Annotated in this window: 21 protein-coding genes; 11 read left to right on the top strand and 10 right to left on the bottom strand. The window is 69.0% G+C overall.

Translation table 11 applies throughout. From position 1 onward, the window contains the following. Nucleotides 1-137 precede the first annotated feature (137 nt). Nucleotides 138-872: a cytochrome c biogenesis CcdA family protein gene (locus tag ACJ4V0_RS10750; protein WP_448299573.1), complete on the bottom strand. Its 735-nt coding sequence runs from the start codon at nucleotides 870-872 to the stop codon at nucleotides 138-140. A 126-nt stretch (nucleotides 873-998) separates the two neighbouring features. Between ACJ4V0_RS10750 and ACJ4V0_RS10745 the strand changes: the two genes are divergently transcribed. Beyond that, nucleotides 999-1,997: a P1 family peptidase gene (locus tag ACJ4V0_RS10745; protein WP_448299572.1), complete on the top strand. Its 999-nt coding sequence runs from the start codon at nucleotides 999-1,001 to the stop codon at nucleotides 1,995-1,997. Between the two features lie 3 nt (nucleotides 1,998-2,000). Here ACJ4V0_RS10745 and ACJ4V0_RS10740 read toward each other — a convergent pair whose 3' ends face one another. Next, nucleotides 2,001-2,627 carry a LysE family translocator gene (locus tag ACJ4V0_RS10740; protein ID WP_448299571.1) on the bottom strand — a complete coding sequence of 209 codons (627 nt, stop codon included), beginning with the start codon at nucleotides 2,625-2,627 and terminating at the stop codon, nucleotides 2,001-2,003. A gap of 194 nt (nucleotides 2,628-2,821) precedes the next feature. Here ACJ4V0_RS10740 and ACJ4V0_RS10735 point away from each other — a divergent pair, with 194 nt between their 5' ends. Continuing rightward, the gene (locus ACJ4V0_RS10735; protein ID WP_448299570.1) at nucleotides 2,822-3,097 is read left to right on the top strand and encodes a hypothetical protein; all 276 of its coding nucleotides are present in this window, start codon (nucleotides 2,822-2,824) and stop codon (nucleotides 3,095-3,097) included. An 8-nt stretch (nucleotides 3,098-3,105) separates the two neighbouring features. On the opposite strand, the gene ACJ4V0_RS10730 is transcribed toward ACJ4V0_RS10735, so the two are convergent. Next, nucleotides 3,106-4,362: an NAD(P)/FAD-dependent oxidoreductase gene (locus ACJ4V0_RS10730; RefSeq protein WP_448299569.1), complete on the bottom strand. Its 1,257-nt coding sequence runs from the start codon at nucleotides 4,360-4,362 to the stop codon at nucleotides 3,106-3,108. A gap of 150 nt (nucleotides 4,363-4,512) precedes the next feature. On the opposite strand from ACJ4V0_RS10730, the gene rpe reads away from it, so the two are divergent. After that, on the top strand, nucleotides 4,513-5,196 hold the full coding sequence (rpe, locus tag ACJ4V0_RS10725) for a ribulose-phosphate 3-epimerase (RefSeq protein WP_448299568.1): 684 nt from the start codon (nucleotides 4,513-4,515) through the stop codon (nucleotides 5,194-5,196). 98 nt (nucleotides 5,197-5,294) lie between these two features. On the opposite strand, the gene ACJ4V0_RS10720 is transcribed toward rpe, so the two are convergent. Continuing rightward, nucleotides 5,295-5,903: an N-acetylmuramoyl-L-alanine amidase gene (locus ACJ4V0_RS10720; protein WP_448299567.1), complete on the bottom strand. Its 609-nt coding sequence runs from the start codon at nucleotides 5,901-5,903 to the stop codon at nucleotides 5,295-5,297. Between the two features lie 131 nt (nucleotides 5,904-6,034). Here ACJ4V0_RS10720 and ACJ4V0_RS10715 point away from each other — a divergent pair, with 131 nt between their 5' ends. The 6 genes from ACJ4V0_RS10715 (at nucleotide 6,035) to ACJ4V0_RS10690 (ending at nucleotide 10,054) form a co-directional block, all read left to right on the top strand. Then, nucleotides 6,035-6,634 carry a hypothetical protein gene (locus ACJ4V0_RS10715; RefSeq protein WP_448299566.1) on the top strand — a complete coding sequence of 200 codons (600 nt, stop codon included), beginning with the start codon at nucleotides 6,035-6,037 and terminating at the stop codon, nucleotides 6,632-6,634. 57 nt (nucleotides 6,635-6,691) lie between these two features. Further along, the gene (locus tag ACJ4V0_RS10710) at nucleotides 6,692-7,396 is read left to right on the top strand and encodes a DUF2259 domain-containing protein (protein ID WP_448299565.1); all 705 of its coding nucleotides are present in this window, start codon (nucleotides 6,692-6,694) and stop codon (nucleotides 7,394-7,396) included. Between the two features lie 77 nt (nucleotides 7,397-7,473). Beyond that, nucleotides 7,474-8,781, top strand: coding sequence for an adenylosuccinate lyase (gene purB / locus ACJ4V0_RS10705; RefSeq protein WP_448299564.1), 1,308 nt, complete (start codon nucleotides 7,474-7,476; stop codon nucleotides 8,779-8,781). A 58-nt stretch (nucleotides 8,782-8,839) separates the two neighbouring features. Then, complete coding sequence (locus ACJ4V0_RS10700) at nucleotides 8,840-9,085, top strand: type II toxin-antitoxin system Phd/YefM family antitoxin (protein ID WP_448299563.1); 246 nt, start codon at nucleotides 8,840-8,842, stop codon at nucleotides 9,083-9,085. Further along, nucleotides 9,082-9,495, top strand: coding sequence for a type II toxin-antitoxin system VapC family toxin (locus ACJ4V0_RS10695; protein WP_448299562.1), 414 nt, complete (start codon nucleotides 9,082-9,084; stop codon nucleotides 9,493-9,495). The genes ACJ4V0_RS10700 and ACJ4V0_RS10695 overlap by 4 nt, the downstream gene beginning before the upstream one ends. A gap of 4 nt (nucleotides 9,496-9,499) precedes the next feature. Further along, nucleotides 9,500-10,054, top strand: a complete 555-nt coding sequence (locus tag ACJ4V0_RS10690) for an RBBP9/YdeN family alpha/beta hydrolase (RefSeq protein ID WP_448299561.1) — start codon at nucleotides 9,500-9,502, stop codon at nucleotides 10,052-10,054. 3 nt (nucleotides 10,055-10,057) lie between these two features. Here the strand turns inward: ACJ4V0_RS10690 and ACJ4V0_RS10685 are convergent, their stop codons facing one another. Together ACJ4V0_RS10685 and ACJ4V0_RS10680 are read right to left on the bottom strand one after the other, a co-directional pair. Next, nucleotides 10,058-10,261, bottom strand: coding sequence for a hypothetical protein (locus ACJ4V0_RS10685; protein WP_448299560.1), 204 nt, complete (start codon nucleotides 10,259-10,261; stop codon nucleotides 10,058-10,060). A gap of 105 nt (nucleotides 10,262-10,366) precedes the next feature. Beyond that, nucleotides 10,367-11,146, bottom strand: a complete 780-nt coding sequence (locus ACJ4V0_RS10680) for an HpcH/HpaI aldolase family protein (RefSeq protein ID WP_448299559.1) — start codon at nucleotides 11,144-11,146, stop codon at nucleotides 10,367-10,369. A 207-nt stretch (nucleotides 11,147-11,353) separates the two neighbouring features. Here ACJ4V0_RS10680 and murI point away from each other — a divergent pair, with 207 nt between their 5' ends. Further along, nucleotides 11,354-12,199, top strand: a complete 846-nt coding sequence (gene murI / locus ACJ4V0_RS10675) for a glutamate racemase (RefSeq protein ID WP_448299784.1) — start codon at nucleotides 11,354-11,356, stop codon at nucleotides 12,197-12,199. A 168-nt stretch (nucleotides 12,200-12,367) separates the two neighbouring features. Continuing rightward, nucleotides 12,368-12,985 (top strand): 30S ribosomal protein S4, encoded by a 618-nt coding sequence (gene rpsD, locus ACJ4V0_RS10670; protein ID WP_448299558.1) that lies wholly within the window; start codon nucleotides 12,368-12,370, stop codon nucleotides 12,983-12,985. A 110-nt stretch (nucleotides 12,986-13,095) separates the two neighbouring features. Here the strand turns inward: rpsD and ACJ4V0_RS10665 are convergent, their stop codons facing one another. The 4 genes from ACJ4V0_RS10665 to ACJ4V0_RS10650 all read right to left on the bottom strand — a co-directional run bounded on the left by ACJ4V0_RS10665 (nucleotide 13,096) and on the right by ACJ4V0_RS10650 (nucleotide 15,730). Next, entirely contained in the window at nucleotides 13,096-13,386 is a 291-nt protein-coding gene (locus tag ACJ4V0_RS10665; protein ID WP_448299557.1) for an addiction module antidote protein, read from the bottom strand. Between the two features lie 3 nt (nucleotides 13,387-13,389). After that, nucleotides 13,390-13,683 carry a type II toxin-antitoxin system RelE/ParE family toxin gene (locus tag ACJ4V0_RS10660; RefSeq protein WP_448299556.1) on the bottom strand — a complete coding sequence of 98 codons (294 nt, stop codon included), beginning with the start codon at nucleotides 13,681-13,683 and terminating at the stop codon, nucleotides 13,390-13,392. Nucleotides 13,684-13,770: 87 nt separating this feature from the next. Further along, entirely contained in the window at nucleotides 13,771-14,385 is a 615-nt protein-coding gene (locus ACJ4V0_RS10655; protein ID WP_448299555.1) for a glutathione S-transferase N-terminal domain-containing protein, read from the bottom strand. A 124-nt stretch (nucleotides 14,386-14,509) separates the two neighbouring features. Beyond that, complete coding sequence (locus tag ACJ4V0_RS10650) at nucleotides 14,510-15,730, bottom strand: hypothetical protein (protein ID WP_448299554.1); 1,221 nt, start codon at nucleotides 15,728-15,730, stop codon at nucleotides 14,510-14,512. Nucleotides 15,731-15,773 lie beyond the last annotated feature (43 nt).

Raw genomic sequence — 15,773 nt, 5'->3', positions numbered from 1 at the left:
CCCGATCGACCAACGCAAGACCCGCCCGGAGCGATCCGGGCGGGTTTTTCCATAGAACGTCGCCCCGAAGGCGGGGACGAGCACGCCACAGAGCCCGTACAAGGTGCAGAAAGGGCCGGCCGGCGCCGAGGCGCCGCTTAGCCGATCGCCCCGAGCGCCGGGAAGGTCTCCAGCAGCCAGAAGGCCATCGTTGACATCTGGCCGGTGAGGAAGGCGAAGCCCGTCAGCACGAGCAGGCCGCCCATCACCATCTCCATGACGCGCAGACGATGGCGGATGGCGGCGGCGAACCGCAGGAAGGGCTTGATGGCGAAGGCCGCCAGCACGAAGGGAATGCCGAGACCGAGCGAATAGACCGCCAGCAGTCCCGCGCCCTTGTGGATGGTCAGTTCCGAAGCGGCCACCGCCAGGATCGCCGCCAGCACGGGACCGATGCAGGGCGTCCAGCCGAAGGCGAAGGCAAGCCCCATGAGATAGGCGCCGACCGGGCCGGCCCTGGGCGGCGCCATGTGGACCTTGGCCTGCCGGTACAGCAACGGGATGCGGAACAGCCCGAGGAAATGCAGGCCCATGACGATGATGACGACGCCCGCCAGCATCGACAGCGTCGCCGAGTACATGCGCACATAGGCGCCGATGAGCGATGCGGAGGCGCCCATGGCCACGAACACGGTCGTGAACCCGGCGACGAAGACCAGCGCCAGCAGGACAGCCCGCCGGACCAGGGCCGGGTTCGCCTCGGTATCCGCGAGATCGTCGAGCGTCGCGCCCGTCAGATAGACGAGATAGGGCGGCACCAGCGGCAGGACGCAGGGCGACAGGAAACTCACGAGGCCCGCGATCAGGGCCGCGGTGAGGGTGACGTCGGGCATTCACGTTCCGCCATGCGCGCGGCTGCCGGCCTGCGGCGAGCCATTCGGGTTTGTCTATATGTCGGAGGGGACGAGCGAAAGCGTTGACATGGACCAATCGCACAGGCGTGATCCGCCGTGATGAGCATGGCATCCAACACCCTCTCCGACATTCCCGGCCTCAAGGTCGGGCACGCCACCGATCCCGCCCGCGCCACCGGCACGACCGCGATCATCTTCGACGAGCCCACCGTCTGCGCCGTGGACGTGCGCGGCGGCGCGCCCGGCAGCCGCGACACCGAGTTGCTGCGCCCCGACAGGACGGTGCAGACCGTCGATGCCGTGGTGCTCTCCGGCGGCTCGGCCTTCGGGCTCGACGCCTGCGGCGGGGTCAGCGCCTGGCTGGCCGAGAATGGCCGCGGTTTCGCGATAGGCCCAATGAGGGTGCCTATCGTGCCCGGCGCCATCGTCTTCGATCTCCTGAGCGGCGGCGACAAGGCCTGGGGCCGCTTCTCGCCCTATCGCGACCTCGGCTATCAGGCAGCAGCGGCGGCGACCGCCGGCCCCGTCGCCCTCGGCACCGTCGGCGGCGGCACCGGCGCGACCACGGCCGACCTCAAGGGCGGCATCGGCTCGGCCTCGGCGCTCGCGCCGACGGGCCACCGGGTTGGCGCCATCGTCATCGTCAATGCGGTCGGCAGCGCCACCATCGGGTCGAGCGGCCGGTTCTGGGCGGCGACCGACGAGGTCGGCGCGGAATTCGGCGGCCTCGGACTGCCCTCCCCCTGGCCCGCCGATGCCGGCGCCATCAAGCTGAAGGGCGCCCGTCCGGAGAACACGACGATCGCCCTCGTTGTCACCGATGCAGTGCTCGACAAGGGCCAGGCGATGCATCTCGCCGTCATGGCGCAGGACGGGCTCGGCCGCGCCATCCGCCCGATCCACACGCCGCTCGACGGCGACACGGTCTTCGCCGCGGCCACCGGCGCAAGGCCGGTCGAGGACTATGCCCGCGACATGGCGGTGATCGGCGCGACGGCGGCCTCGGTGCTGGCGCGGGCCTGCGCGCGCGCCGTCTATGAGGCGGAGGCCCTGCCCTTCCCCGGCGCCCTGCCGTCCTGGAAGCAGTCCTTCGGTCCGCGCTGAGCCTCAGTTCTGCCCTGCGCGCATCGCGACCGTTGCGACCCCCGCGCCGATCAGCATCGAGCCGCCGATCTTGTTGACCACACCGATGGTCCGCGGATCGCGCACGGCCTTGCGGGCTCGCGAGGCGACCAGCGCGTAACCGAGGGCATTGGCGAAGGCGAGCGTCAGGAACGTCGCCTCGAAAATCGCCATCTGCATCCAGAAATCGGCCCTGGGGTCGAGGAACTGCGGCAGGAACGCCACGAAGAAGGTGATGCTCTTCGGGTTGAGCGCCGTGACCAGCCAGGCATGGCCCAGCATCTTGGGGCTGGAGGCCGCATCCTGCCGCGGTTCCGCGGCAAGCGCCCCGCCGGCGCGCCACAGCTTGATGCCGAGCCAGACGAGATAAGCCGCGCCGATCCACTTGAGCGCGGTGAACACCGTCGCCGACGTCGCCAGTAGCGCGCCGATGCCGAGCATCGACAGGGTCATGGCGGTGAAATCGCCGAGCGCCACCCCGGCGGCCATCGGAAAGGCGGTCTTCCACCCACGTCCCAGCGCATAGGAGACGACGAGCAGGATGGTCGGGCCGGGAATGACCAGCAGGATGGCGGAGGCGGCGACGAAGGCGAGCCAGGTTTCGAAGGACATGCGGATCCATCCAGACGTGCGACAGCCCGACTAAGCCATGCCTCCGGATGCCTGTCGATGCCCCGGATCCGGACAATTGACGGGATCGCCTGCACGCCCGGCACACCACGCCCGGAGGCTACGCTGGCCACGGCGCCACCCTTCTGCCATGGCTGACCTTGGGGAATGGGAACTTCGAACGGACGCATCGACCCATGATCGAGATGGTCAACGGCTTTGTCTGCACCACCAGCGCCGACGTCAGCGATGCGCGGCGGGGGCTGAACCCGGAAAATGTCACCGGCGACCCTGCAAAACAGGAGCAGCTCGATTCGCGCGCCGGCCGCGCCATTGCGCCGGCCGTCGTGCTCGGCGGCTCGCTGGCATCCGCCGAACAGGCGAACGACGTGCCCGCGGTGGACGTCGCCCGGCCCTCGCGCAACGGCGCCATGCCGGCCCCGGCTCTGCGCCTCTTCGACCTCAGCGTCTGAGAGCCGCCTCAGGCCGGCTGCTTCCAGCGGTCGATGCGGTAGGGCGAGAGATCGAGCGGCTGCGGCGCGCCCTGCATGGCGATGGCGAGCGCCTTGCCGGTGGCGGGGCCGAGCGTGAAGCCCCAGTGACCGTGCCCGAAGGCGAACCACATCCCCTCGTGGCGGGGAGCCGGCCCGACGACGGGCCGCGAATCCGGCGTCGCCGGCCGCCGCCCCATCCACGGCTCGGCCTCGACCGGCTCGCCGAGGTCGAACAGGTCGCGGGCCGAGCGGAACGCCCGCTCCACCTGCACCGGGGTCGATGGCGCCTCGGGCAGCGCGATCTCGACGCCCGTCGTCAGCCGGATGCCCTGCTCCATCGGGCAGAGGACGTAGCCGACGTCCTCGTCGCAGACCTGCCGGTTGAGGAAGGCGTTGCCGGCGGGCTTGTAGTGCCGGTGATAGCCGCGCTTGGCCGAAAGCGGCACGGAATAGCCGAACTTCGCCACCAGCGCCTTCGACCAGATGCCGAGGGCGACGACCACCTGCCGCGCCGTGACCGGACCGTCGGCCGTCTGCACGCGATAGCCGCCGGTCACCTTCTCCAGCGTCATCGCATCGCCGATGACGAAGCGCCCGCCCTGCGTCACGAAGGCCTCCGCATAGGCCTTGGTGACGCCGCCGGGGCTCGACACCGTGTCGGCGCCCTTGCACCAGATGGACCCTGCGAAGGTGCCCTTCAGATGCGGCTCCAGTTCCAGCGTCTCGGCGTGGGTGAGCTTGACGTTGTCGATGCCGTATTCACGCGACAGGGCGAGGCGCCGGTCCTGCGCCGCGAGGCTCTCGGGGCGGCGGTAGAGCTCCAGCCAGCCGGTCTGGCGGAAATAGCGCTCGGCGCCGGCGACCGCCATGAGCTCGCGGTGGGTCTCGACGGCCTGGGCGAAGAAGGGCCGCATGACCCGCGCCGTCTCCTCAAGCTTCTCCGGCGCCGACCAGCGCCAGTAGTCGAACATCCAGCGGGCCACCTGCGGCAGGGCGCCGAGATGATAGTGCGAGGCGGTCTGGCGGTTCAGCGCGTGACGGAACAGCGTCGGCACGTCGCGCGGCATGGCCACGGGGTAGAGATTGCCGCCGTCGATGACGCCGGAATTGCCGAAGCTCGTCTCCTCGCCCGGCTCGCGCCTGTCGATGAGGACCACGTTGAGCCCGCGCATGCGGGCATGGTGCGCCGTCGAGACGCCGACCATGCCGGCACCGAGAACGAGAACGTCGTGAATGTCAGTCATGAACCTGTCGCCGCAGCCGTACGTCTTTGGGGGCGGTGCAACATTGCCGGGGCGGCCCGCCGACCGCAAGCGATGGCAGCCCCTCATTGCCCGCGCACCTGCGCCCATGCTACCCGCCGCGCAACGGCTTCCAGCGAGGACTTCGCGCGCATGACCAGCCCCATCCTGATCGCCCCCTCGATCCTCGCCTCCGACTTCTCGAAGCTCGGCGAGGAGATCCGCGCCGTGGACGCCGCCGGCGCCGACTGGATCCATCTCGACGTCATGGACGGCCATTTCGTGCCGAACATCACCTTTGGCCCCGATGTGGTGAAGGCGTTGCGGCCGCACTCGGCCAAGGTCTTCGACGTCCACCTGATGATCGCCCCGGCCGACCCCTATCTTGAGGCCTTCGCGAAGGCCGGCTGCGACGTCATCACCGTCCACGCCGAGGCCGGCCCGCACCTGCACCGCTCGCTGCAGGCGATCCGTGCCATGGGCAAGAAGGCCGGCGTCTCGCTGAACCCGGCAACGCCCGCCAGCGCCCTCGACTACGTCCTCGACCTCGTGGATCTCGTGCTGGTCATGTCGGTGAACCCCGGCTTCGGCGGCCAGGCCTTCATCGCGAGCCAGGTCGAGAAGATCGCCCATATCCGGCAGATGACGGCCGGCCGCGACATCCTCATCGAGGTGGATGGCGGCGTGACCCCCGCCACCGCCCGCCTCGTCGCCGCCGCAGGCGCCGACGTGCTGGTCGCTGGCTCCGCCGTCTTCAAGGGCGGCCCGGCGGGTTATGCCGCCAACATCACGGCCATCCGCGAGGCCGCCGAGACGGCCCGCGGCACCATGGTGTGACGCGGCCGGCCCAAGGCCGGCCATGGCGAGCAGAATGAGGCTGGCGGCAACCGCGAGGCCTGCCTCAACTTTCCGTGAACTGCCTAACATTGCCGGACTTATCCCCGCCCCAGGATGCGCGCGGCGACCGCCTTCAGCGGAAAGGCCGGACCGGGGTCGACCTTGCGGCGCGGCGCGATGTCTTCGTGTCCCAGCACGTCGCGGAACCGGTAGGCCTCGTGCAGCGCCGCGCCAATGGCCACCACAGCGGCGATCTGCTCCGGCGCATAGGCATGCCAGCTGGTCTCCTCGCGCTCGTGGCGATGGCGGGCGAGAACGACCTGATCGTCGGGGATCGGCTCGCCGGTCCAGGTCTGCCAGCGCCCGCCCGGGCCCTTCACGAGGCGCCCCGCATTGACGATCTCGATACCGATGGAGTGACCGTTGAGGCCCTCGAGACCCTGCCAGGCGCTCACCCCCGCGTGCCAGCATGTGCGATCGAAGGCCATCATCTGCGTCACGGCCCCCTGCCGTCCCAGCACCAGATGGGCCGAGGCCTTGGCCCTCGCATCGAGGAACCAGCTCACCGCAGAGTGCGTCGACAGGCCGGCCGTGTAGTGGATGACAAGATAGAGCGGCTTCATCCGCCGCCCCCCGTGCGGCGACTGGCGGAAGGCGACGGGCGCGCCGTCGAGCATGAGTCGGTGGTTGGTGATGGAATAGGCCATGGGCAGCCTCGCAGGGTCCGCCGGCCGAAATTGGCCGGTTGTCCTGCGAAGGATCGCGCCATCGGAGCCCATGGGGATAAGCGGGCGGTCGATTCAGTCCCCGTCAACCCGCCGACGCTATCGTCGGGGCCATGGCGACTCACAGCGCAACCCTCGACCGCGACGCGGACGGCCCGGTCCGGAAGAGGCCGGCCCGCAGCCGGCGTTCAGGGACATCGAAGGCGGCGAAGCGGAGATCGCCGGCGAAGGGTCCGGGTGTTCCCGGTGTCTGGCTGCGGGCGCTGCGCTCCGGGCTCGCCGTCACAGCCGTCGCCTTCGTCGCCGCCGTCGTCGTCTCGCTGATCGCCGGCCACGCGCCGTCGTGGCGCAGCCTCTCGGTCGTCTGCCTGCAGTCCCTGCCGCTGCTGCCGGGCATCGCTCTGTTGTGGTGGCTGCTGGAGCGGCTGCGCGCCCGCTTCGCGGCCCTGCCTCTCGCCTTCTGGCTCGGCCTCGCCTTCGTCGGAACACTGGCGGTCATGCTCGTCGTGCCCGGCCTCGTCTTCGCCGTCCATTCGCGCTCGATGGCCTTCGCCGAGGACCACGACGGCGACATGAACCTGCTGCACCACCTCGTCGGCACGGCTGCGGCGCTCTACCTCTTCGCTACCACCGCCTTCCGCCTGTGGTGGCCCTGGGGCGCCGCCCTGCCCGCCCTGGTGACGGTGCTGTTCTGGCGGGCTCACCGGCGCTGAGCCGCCTTGGTTCCGCCATCCACCACCGGGACACTCGGCGCAGTCCGGAGCGGGTCCATGCGCGTCGTCCTCGTCCTTCTCGCCCTCGTCTGCGGCGCGCCCGCGATGGCCGCCGACAGCGCCAGCCTCGCCATTCTCGGCTTCAGCCCCGACGGCCGGCGCTTCGCCTTCGAGGAATTCGGGCGCCAGGACGGCTCCGGCTTTCCCTATGCCTCGATCTTCCTGATCGATACCGAGAAGAACGAATTCGCGACGCCGCCCGTCCATGTCCGCATCGACGACGAGAACGCCACCATCGGCGCGGCGCGCCGGCAGGCGGCCTCGCGTGCCCGGGCCATGCTCACCCCCATCACCGAGCCGGGCGAGACGCTCGCCAGCCAGGCGATCGCCCAGGTCACCGAAGAGCCGAACCGGTTCAGGTTCCGGCTCGGGACCTATCTGCCGAACAGCGAGGAGCCCAGCACCCTCGCGCTCGCGGACATTCCGATGGGCGAGGTGAACGGCGATCCGGTCGCAGGCTTCCGCCTGACGCTGACCGACAAGGGCGAAAGCCGGGTGATCCACGAGGACCGCAGGCTTCCGGCCCGGCGCAACACGGCGCATGGCTACCGACTCCGCGAGGTCATCGGCTACCGGGCGCCGCGCCAAAGAGGACAGAGCGGCGTCGACGTCATGGTGATCATGGTCATGGTGATCGGGCGGGGCTTCGAGGGCAGTGACGTCCGCCACATGGCGGTGACCACGCCCCTGCCGGCGCGCTGATCGCCCGGCCGATTGATTGTCCTCGGACGCCTTCCCTGCTAGAGGGCAGCCTTCCCTGTGCTGCCGAGGCCCGTCCCATGATCCCGCGCTATTCCCGCGCCGAAATGACGTCCATCTGGGACCCGCAGACGAAGTTCCGCATCTGGTTCGAGATCGAGGCCCACGCCTGCGACGCCCTCGCCGAGCTCGGCGTGATCCCGAAGGAATCGGCCGCCAACATCTGGGCCAAGGCGAAGGACGTGACCTTCGACGTCGACCGCATCGACGCCATCGAGCGCGAGGTGAAGCACGACGTCATCGCCTTCCTGACCCACCTCGCCGAGTTCATCGGCCCGGATTCGCGCTTCGTCCACCAGGGCATGACGTCTTCGGACGTGCTCGACACCTGCTTCAACGTTCAGCTGGTGCGCGCCTCCGATCTGCTCATTGCCGACACGAAAGCCCTGCTCGCGGCACTGAAGCGCCGCGCCTTCGAGCACCGGATGACGCCGACCATCGGCCGCTCGCACGGCATCCACGCCGAGCCGACCACCTTCGGCGTCAAGCTCGCCCAGGCCTATGCCGAGTTCGACCGCTGCCTCGCCCGCCTCGAGGCGGCCCGCGAGGAGGTGCGCACCTGCGCCATCTCGGGCGCCGTCGGCACCTTCGCGCAGATCGACCCGCGGGTGGAGGAGCATGTGGCGAAGGCCATGGGCCTGAAGGTCGAGCCGGTCTCGACACAGGTCATCCCGCGCGACCGCCACGCTATGTTCTTCGCAACCCTTGGCGTCGTCGCTTCCTGCATCGAGCGGCTCGCCACCGAGATCCGCCACCTGCAGCGCACCGAGGTTCTGGAAGCCGAGGAGTTCTTCTCCGAGGGCCAGAAGGGCTCCTCGGCAATGCCGCACAAGCGCAATCCCGTGCTGACCGAGAACCTCACGGGCCTCGCCCGCCTCGTCCGCGGCATGGCGCTGCCGGCCATGGAGAACGTGGCGCTCTGGCACGAGCGCGACATCTCGCACTCCTCGGTGGAGCGCATGATCGGCCCGGACGCGACCGTCACCCTCGACTTCGCGCTGGTTCGCCTCACCGGCGTCATCGACAAGCTGCTGGTCTATCCCGCCCAGATGCAGAAGAACCTCGACCGGCTCGGCGGCCTCGTCCATTCCCAGCGCGTCCTGCTGGCGCTGACCCAGAAGGGCGTCTCCCGCGAGGATTCCTACCGGCTGGTCCAGCGCAACGCCATGCCGGTCTGGCGCGGCGAGGGCGAGTTCCTCACCCTGCTCAAGGCCGATCCGGAGGTGCGCGCGGCGCTCTCCGAGGCCGAGCTCGAGGAGAAGTTCGACCTCGGCTACCATCTGAAGCACGTCGACACCATCTTCCAGCGGGTTTTCGGCGAAGCGTGACGGCCGGGCGCCTTGCATGCTAATCTGGCCAGCAAGCTAGCCAGATCGGAGCGCGGTCATGAAGGTCGGCATTCTCGAGGCCAAGAACCAGTTCTCTGCGCTTGCCGAGCGGGCGGCCGCCGGCGAGGAGGTCATCGTGACAAAGCGCGGGGAACCCTTCGTGCAGATCGTTCCGATCCAGCGTCGGCATGATCCCGACGAACTGCGCCGGCGGATCGAGGCTGTTCGCAAGCGGTTCAAGGAAGAGGGCGTGACGTTCACCCTCGACGAGATTCGGGAACTGCGCGACGAAGGCCGCCGGTGAGTGCGGTCCTCGATGCCTCGATCACGGTGGCAGCACTGTCCCCGGACGAGCGTGGCGAATTTTCTGCGACCCATCTCGCGGTACTCACGCTCCCCGGCCTCGTCGTGCCACCGATCTGGGCACTCGAAGTCATGCACGTCTTCCGCCGCAAGGTTCAGCGCGGCGCCATCGGCCAGGGTGCCGCGGATCAGGCACTGGAGACACTCGCTTTCATCGCCGTGCAGACCCTCGATCTGCAGGCAGGCCATTGCTTCGACGCCATCGAACGCCTATCTCGCCGCCACCGGCTCAGCCCTTACGATGCCAGCTACCTCGACGCGGCCATGAGGGCCGGCCTGCCGCTCGCCACACTCGATCGGGCCCTGATTTCAGCCGCGCGGCTGGAAGGCATTCCCGTGATTCCGGACTAGCCTGATGCGCACTGCCGACGCCGACATCCTCATCGTTCCCGGCTACACCAATTCCGCCGAGGATCACTGGCAGTCCCGCTGGGAGGCGAAGCTGCCCACGGCCCGGCGCGTCCATCTCGGCGACTGGCACAAGCCCGACAAGGACCGCTGGGTCGATAACCTCGCCACCGCCGTCGCCTCCTGCTCGCGTCCCGTCATCCTTGTCGGCCATTCGCTGGGCGTGGTGACGATTGCCCACGCCGCGCCGCTCTTTCCCAAGGGGTTGGTCGCCGGCGGCTTTCTCGTCGGCCTCCCCGACATCGAGGATCACGCCAACATCCCGGAAATCGAGCGCCATTTCGCGCCGATCCCGCGCGATCCCCTGCCCTTCCCGTCGGTGCTGGTGGCGAGCCGCACCGATCCCCATTGCGCCTATCAGCGCGCCGAGGACTTCGGCTATTCCTGGGGCTCGGCGGTGGCCGATGCCGGCGATGCCGGCCACATCAACACCGCGTCCGGCCACGGTCCCTGGCCGGAAGGGCTGATGCGCTTTGCAGGCTTCCTGAAGGCGCTCGGCTGAGCGTCAGGCCGGCTTCGACGCCTGGTTGATGGCCCGGGCGACGAACCAGGCTACCGGGATGGCCAGCAGCACGCCGAGGCCAGCGGCCACCGGAATGGTGGACATGCCCTTGTCGTAGAGCGACGGGGTTGCGACCACGACGACCATGAAGGCACCGGCGAACACGGTCGCCGCCAGCATGAACATCAGAATGAAGAGATTGCGCATGGAAAAGCTCCACCCAGGAGATCGGGGGCAGCTTCTCTTCGCATAGCCCGGCGGTCCCGCGCCTTGAGGCCGGTCAATCGCCGGCCTCGAGACGAGGACAATCCGTCAGCCGCGCACGACCTTCAATGCGGTCTGCGCGCCGCCGCGCACCATCAGGCTGTCGTTGATCAGAGTGATGAAACCCCAGCCTTCGGTGGCGAGCTCCTTCGCCCGTTCCGGGCTCGGGGCGTAGCAGCCGGTGAGCTTTCCGGCCTTCTTCGCCGCCGCCATGATCGTGGCAAAAGCGTCCTTCACCACCTGATGGTTCGGGTCGAGCTTCTCGCCCTTCAGGAGCGTGATGGAAAGGTCGGAGGGGCCGGCGAAGACGCCGTCGATGCCCGGCACGGCGAGAATGTCGTCCACCGCGGCCAGCGCCGCCGTCGTCTCGATCATCGCGAGGGTGACGGTCATCTCGTTGGCCTGACGCAGATAATCCTGCGGATTCATGCCGGTGAGCTGCTGGAAGCGGTTGCCGCCCCAGGAGCGGCCGCCGAGCGGCGGATATTTGACCGCCGAGACGAACTTCTGCGCGTCCGCCACCGAGTTGATCATCGGCGCGATGATAATCTCGGCGCCGACGTCGAGCAGCCGCGCGCCGTCGCCGAATGCGTCGAGCGCGATGCGAACGCCGGCCGGCTTGCCGGCATGGTTGACGGCCGAGATGCCGCGCATCGCCGACAGGAGGTCGATGGAGGAGTGCTGCATGTCGAAGGTGACGGCGTCGAAGCCCTCGCGCGCGACGTGATCGGCGATCAGCGGCTCGGGCATGCTCATCCAGGCGGTGAACAGGCTCTCGCCGGCGCGCAGGCGCTTCGCCAGCTCATAGGGCTTCGGTGTCTGGTGCATGCTCGTCCTCCCGTTGATTTTGAACGATTGAATGGACGCGAACCCCTGCCCCGTCAACGCCGCACCGGCGCGCATCTGCGTTGTTCCGGATGGAAACCGACACGCCTGCTAAACCTTAACGCTTTGCCGCCAGAATTCCGCCCGTTCCTGCGTGCAAGTCCTTTCTGAAGGTGCGTGATGCGTATCGCCTTCGACCCCCTGGCCGGCATGAAACTGAAGCTTCTCCCGCGCGCGGACCTCGCCACCCGGCCCCCGACTATTCTCGTTTTCGATTCCGGTCTCGGCGGGCTCACCGTCCATCGCGAACTCGTCCGCGCCCGCCCGGACGCGCGCTTCGTCTATTGCGCCGATGACGCCGCCTTTCCCTATGGCGGTCTTTCCGAGGACCATCTCGTCGCCCGCGTCCTCGCCGTGATGGAGCGGCTGATCGACGCCCACCGGCCGGATTGTGTGGTGATCGCCTGCAACACCGCCTCGACCCTGGTGCTGCCCCACCTGCGCGCCCGTTTCGACCTGCCCTTCGTCGGCACCGTGCCGGCCATCAAGCCAGCCTGCGAGCGCTCGGCGAGCCGCATGGTCAGCGTGCTGGCGACGCCGGGAACGGTGGCGCGCGACTACACGAAGGCGCTCGTCGCAGAATTCGGCGCAGGCTGCGCCGTCACCCTCGTCGGATCGCCCCGCCTCGCCGGTCTCGCCGAGGCCACCATGCGCGGCGAGCCGGCCGACACGGCGGCCATCGCGGCCGAGATCGCACCCTGCTTTGTCGAGGACGGCGGCCGGCGCACCGATGCCGTGGCGCTCGCCTGCACCCACTATCCGCTGCTCGCCGACATCTTCCGCGCGCTGGCGCCATGGCCAGTGGAGTGGATCGACCCGGCGCCGGCCATCGCCCGCCGGATGACGCAGATCCTCGGGCCGGCGCGCTCCGATGCCGCCACGCCGCAGGGAGCGCTCGCGCTGCTCACGGGCGGCGGGGCCGTTTCGCGCCTCGCCCAGGTTTTTTCGCGCTTCGGCCTGCCCGAAACCCGCGTCGAGCCGCTGCCGCTTCATTGACATTCGAGGGTGTCGCGGCTATGGACGCCGCTTCCTGACGGATCGCTTCACGGCGATGCGGCAGGTTTGCGCACCCGCGATCAACCTTCATGGTCGATCTGTCGTATCCCGCGAGGGGTAAGAGGAGGGCGCGTCTCCTATCGAACGCAAACGAATAAGGGACACGCGATGTCGAAGCGTCACGCTGCCAAATACAAGATCGACCGCCGGATGGGCCAGAACATCTGGGGCCGTCCGAAGAGCCCGGTCAACAAGCGCGAATACGGCCCCGGCCAGCACGGCCAGCGCCGCAAGAGCAAGGTCTCCGACTTCGGCACCCAGCTGAAGGCGAAGCAGAAGCTCAAGGGCTACTACGGCAACATTTCCGAGAAGCAGTTCCGCGCCACCTACACCGAGGCCGTCCGCGTGAAGGGCGACACCGGCGAGAACCTGATCGGCCTGCTCGAGCGCCGCCTCGACGCGGTGGTCTATCGCGCCAAGTTCGTGCCGACCGTCTTCGCCGCCCGCCAGTTCGTCAACCACGGCCACATCAAGGTCAACGGTCGCCGCGTCAACATCCCCTCCTACAAGGTGAAGATCGGTGACGTGATCGAGGTGAAGGACACCTCGCGCCAGATGATCCTGTTCATGGAAGCCGTCCAGTCGGGCGAGCGTGACGTGCCGGATTATCTCGACGTCGACCATGGCAAGGGCACCGCCAAGCTGTCGCGCGTGCCGACCCTCTCCGAGGTTCCCTACCCCACGCAGATGGAACCCTCGCTGGTCGTCGAGTTCTATTCGCGCTGATTGCTTCCTGCTCCGGCAGAGACGGAAAGGCCGCCCACCGGGCGGCCTTTTTGCGTTGGGGAATATCGATTCTCAGAACTGATGGCCCGGCTCCTCGAAAAAAGGCGGCGCTAGTCGGAGATGGGCTCCACGGCTATCCGCAGGCCCATGGCCTTCATGACGCCGGTCAGCGTGCTGAGGCGGGGATCACCGTCGCGGCTCAGCGCGCGATAGAGCGCCTCGCGCGACAGGCCTGCCTCGCTGGCGATCTGGCTCATGCCCCTCGCCCGCGCCACCTGCCCCAGCGCATGGGTGAAGAGAGCGGGATCACCGTCCTCGAGAACAGCCTCGAGATAGGCGGCGATGGCCTCGGAGCTGTCGAGATGCTCCGACGTATCCCAGGGGCGGGTTTCAAGAGCCATGACCTACCGTTCCTCCAGGGCAAGTTCCCTCGCCCTCCTGATGTCCCTCGCCTGCGTGGACTTGTCTCCGCCGCACAGCAGAATGACGATCTCGTCTCCCCGACGCAGGAAGTAGATCCGATAGCCGGGACCGTGGTGAACCCGCAGTTCCGAGATGCCGTCCCCGACCGGTTCGACATCGCCGGGGTTGCCTAGCGCAAGGCGATCGATCCTGACCATGATGCGGGCACGCGCCACGGGATCCCGCAAGTCACGGAACCACCGCGAGAAAACCGCCGTCTGGCTGACTTTGATCACTATGTATCTTATAGGCTACAGGCGATGGTTTGTCAACTATAAGATACAAACGAATGCACAGCGGCCGGCCACCGTCTGCCGGCATCCTCACGGGCTCTCGCGGTCGATCGGCCAGTGCTTGAAGACCTCCGTCGCCTCGCAGCGCGTCGCATGGGCGGCGAGCGCCGGTAAGGCGTTCGCGGCCACCGCGTCGGGAATGGTGAAGCGGATGAAGCCCCAGGCCACCGCCGCGCCGATGGCGCCGTGCGTCCAGGGGGCCGGCAGGGTCTTCCACCGCTCACTGGCGATCATGTCGAGGGCTGCCAGCGCCTCCTGCAACTGCTCGGCGACCCTCTCCAGCCACGGCGCGTAGCGGATCGCCTCGGGGCGCTTGCGCTCGTACTCGATGGCGATGGCCTTCTCGCAGGTGACGATGGCGAGCGCCGTCGCCCGGAGGTCGCCGAGGCGCGCCGCGGCGTCGGCTGGCCGGAGGCTTTTCCCGGCCACGTCCTCCATGTGCTGGATGATGAGCTGCGATTCCATCAGCACGGTGCCGTCGTCGGCGACCAGCGAGGGCGCCTTGATCAGCGGGTTGATGGCCCGGAACCGCTCCATGTGCCGGAACACCGACACGGACTGGTGTTCGAAGGCAATTCCAAGCACCGTGCCGGCGATGGCGGCGCGGCGCACATAGGGACTGTCCAGCATTCCGACGAGCAGCATCCGTTCCTCCTGACCAAAGGGCAGCGGAAGGTGGCCGGGAAAGCCGCAACAGGCAAATTCAGGGAAATGATGGGCGGATCAGGCCGGCGAATGAATCAGGGCTGCAGCCATGGTCCCGACGCCGTCACCAGGACCGGCGCGGGCCGTTGTCGACGTGGAACAGACCGTTGCGGTAGCGCTTGACGCCGCCGAGATCGTGGCGGGCCCGCAGGAAGGCGAGGATCGCCGAGGGATTGCCGGAGACGCGGAAGTCGGCGGCGCGGCAGTCGCGGTGATAGGAGCCGCGCCAGGCGTCGGTGCGCACGAACATGCCGTTGCCGCGGTGGGTGGAGCGCACGAGGACCGGGCCGAAGCGCAGGGCGATCTCGTTGAGGGCGCGCCGTACGGGAGCCGGAAGGCAGGTCAGCGGCACGCCGGGATCGGGCATCACGCGCTCGCCGGCAATGCCGAGATTGCGGTCGGTTCCGCGGGCGCCCGGCACGTAGCGCGGCCAGTCGCGCGAACCGCCGTCGGGCGGCAGCGCTGCAAGAACAGGTCCGCGCGCCGGCGTCGGCGAGACGATCACCGCCTGCTGCGCGCCGGGGATGCTCCCGGCAGGCGCCGACGGGACGACCATGGTGGTGGCGGTGCCCTGGTTGCTGAGGGTCACGGGCGTCGAGGATGCGGAAGCCAGAACGGTGCCGGCCGGGCCGGTCGGCGTCATGGCGACGACGGAGGTCGCGCCGGGCCGTACCAGGGGAACGGGCGCTGCGAAGGACACGGCGCGGCCGGGCAGCGCCGCCTCGGCCTGAGGCCTGCCCTGCTGCGGAGCCGCGGCCGCGATGGCCTCGATCGCGGTCGCCGGCGCGGGCCGGGGCCGCTCATAGGCGCCGGGGATGATGACGCGGCCGCGATCCTCGTCCTGCGGCCAGTCATCCATGGAGGGACGCAGCAGCGGCGGCTGGGTCGCTTCGGCGGCGTGCGGGCCCGCCTGGGCGAGGGTCTGCTGCGGAGTGGTCGGGATGGCCGACGCGGCGACGGCTACCGGCGCGCTCGCCTGCGTGATCACCGTCTGCGGAGCGGAGGCCGGACGCGGCAGCGGCAGCGGCGCAGTCATCATGGCCGACGCGGCGGGAGCCTGCACGGCCCCCGGGACCGGACCACCGGCCCGCGGCGCACCGGGACGCGGCGGCGGGGCGACGAAGGTCGGGGACAGAAGGTTGAGGGGCTGGCCGATGCCGCCGCCGAGGCTGGTCGCACCGCCCTGATAGCCCAGCGACTGCTGCCCGAGCGCCACGGGGGTCGTCGCGACCAAGAGGCCGAGCATGGCGACCAGTGTGCGCGGGCGGGGAACGGCGAAGGTCATGCGGAGAGACGTGGTCCCGGCTTGCGGCCGCCGTCGGCGACCA

The sequence above is a fragment of the Phreatobacter aquiterrae genome (assembly GCF_053471285.1).
The sequence above is the reverse complement of the archived record's forward strand: the minus strand, read 5'-3'. Positions and strand labels throughout refer to the sequence as shown.

Bases quoted from the DNA above. Each gene is read 5' to 3' on its own strand.
- ACJ4V0_RS10715 (WP_448299566.1), top strand. From the start codon at position 6,035: ATGGCGACTCACAGCGCAACCCTCGACCGCGACGCGGACGGCCCGGTC.
- ACJ4V0_RS10690 (WP_448299561.1), top strand. From the start codon at position 9,500: ATGCGCACTGCCGACGCCGACATCCTCATCGTTCCCGGCTACACCAAT.
- ACJ4V0_RS10665 (WP_448299557.1), bottom strand. From the start codon at position 13,386: ATGGCTCTTGAAACCCGCCCCTGGGATACGTCGGAGCATCTCGACAGC.
- rpsD (WP_448299558.1), top strand. From the start codon at position 12,368: ATGTCGAAGCGTCACGCTGCCAAATACAAGATCGACCGCCGGATGGGC.
- ACJ4V0_RS10685 (WP_448299560.1), bottom strand. From the start codon at position 10,261: ATGCGCAATCTCTTCATTCTGATGTTCATGCTGGCGGCGACCGTGTTC.
- ACJ4V0_RS10750 (WP_448299573.1), bottom strand. From the start codon at position 872: ATGCCCGACGTCACCCTCACCGCGGCCCTGATCGCGGGCCTCGTGAGT.
- ACJ4V0_RS10680 (WP_448299559.1), bottom strand. From the start codon at position 11,146: ATGCACCAGACACCGAAGCCCTATGAGCTGGCGAAGCGCCTGCGCGCC.
- ACJ4V0_RS10710 (WP_448299565.1), top strand. From the start codon at position 6,692: ATGCGCGTCGTCCTCGTCCTTCTCGCCCTCGTCTGCGGCGCGCCCGCG.
- ACJ4V0_RS10730 (WP_448299569.1), bottom strand. From the start codon at position 4,362: ATGACTGACATTCACGACGTTCTCGTTCTCGGTGCCGGCATGGTCGGC.
- purB (WP_448299564.1), top strand. From the start codon at position 7,474: ATGATCCCGCGCTATTCCCGCGCCGAAATGACGTCCATCTGGGACCCG.
- ACJ4V0_RS10650 (WP_448299554.1), bottom strand. From the start codon at position 15,730: ATGACCTTCGCCGTTCCCCGCCCGCGCACACTGGTCGCCATGCTCGGC.
- ACJ4V0_RS10700 (WP_448299563.1), top strand. From the start codon at position 8,840: ATGAAGGTCGGCATTCTCGAGGCCAAGAACCAGTTCTCTGCGCTTGCC.
- rpe (WP_448299568.1), top strand. From the start codon at position 4,513: ATGACCAGCCCCATCCTGATCGCCCCCTCGATCCTCGCCTCCGACTTC.
- ACJ4V0_RS10735 (WP_448299570.1), top strand. From the start codon at position 2,822: ATGATCGAGATGGTCAACGGCTTTGTCTGCACCACCAGCGCCGACGTC.
- murI (WP_448299784.1), top strand. From the start codon at position 11,354: ATGAAACTGAAGCTTCTCCCGCGCGCGGACCTCGCCACCCGGCCCCCG.
- ACJ4V0_RS10720 (WP_448299567.1), bottom strand. From the start codon at position 5,903: ATGGCCTATTCCATCACCAACCACCGACTCATGCTCGACGGCGCGCCC.
- ACJ4V0_RS10655 (WP_448299555.1), bottom strand. From the start codon at position 14,385: ATGCTGCTCGTCGGAATGCTGGACAGTCCCTATGTGCGCCGCGCCGCC.
- ACJ4V0_RS10745 (WP_448299572.1), top strand. From the start codon at position 999: ATGGCATCCAACACCCTCTCCGACATTCCCGGCCTCAAGGTCGGGCAC.
- ACJ4V0_RS10740 (WP_448299571.1), bottom strand. From the start codon at position 2,627: ATGTCCTTCGAAACCTGGCTCGCCTTCGTCGCCGCCTCCGCCATCCTG.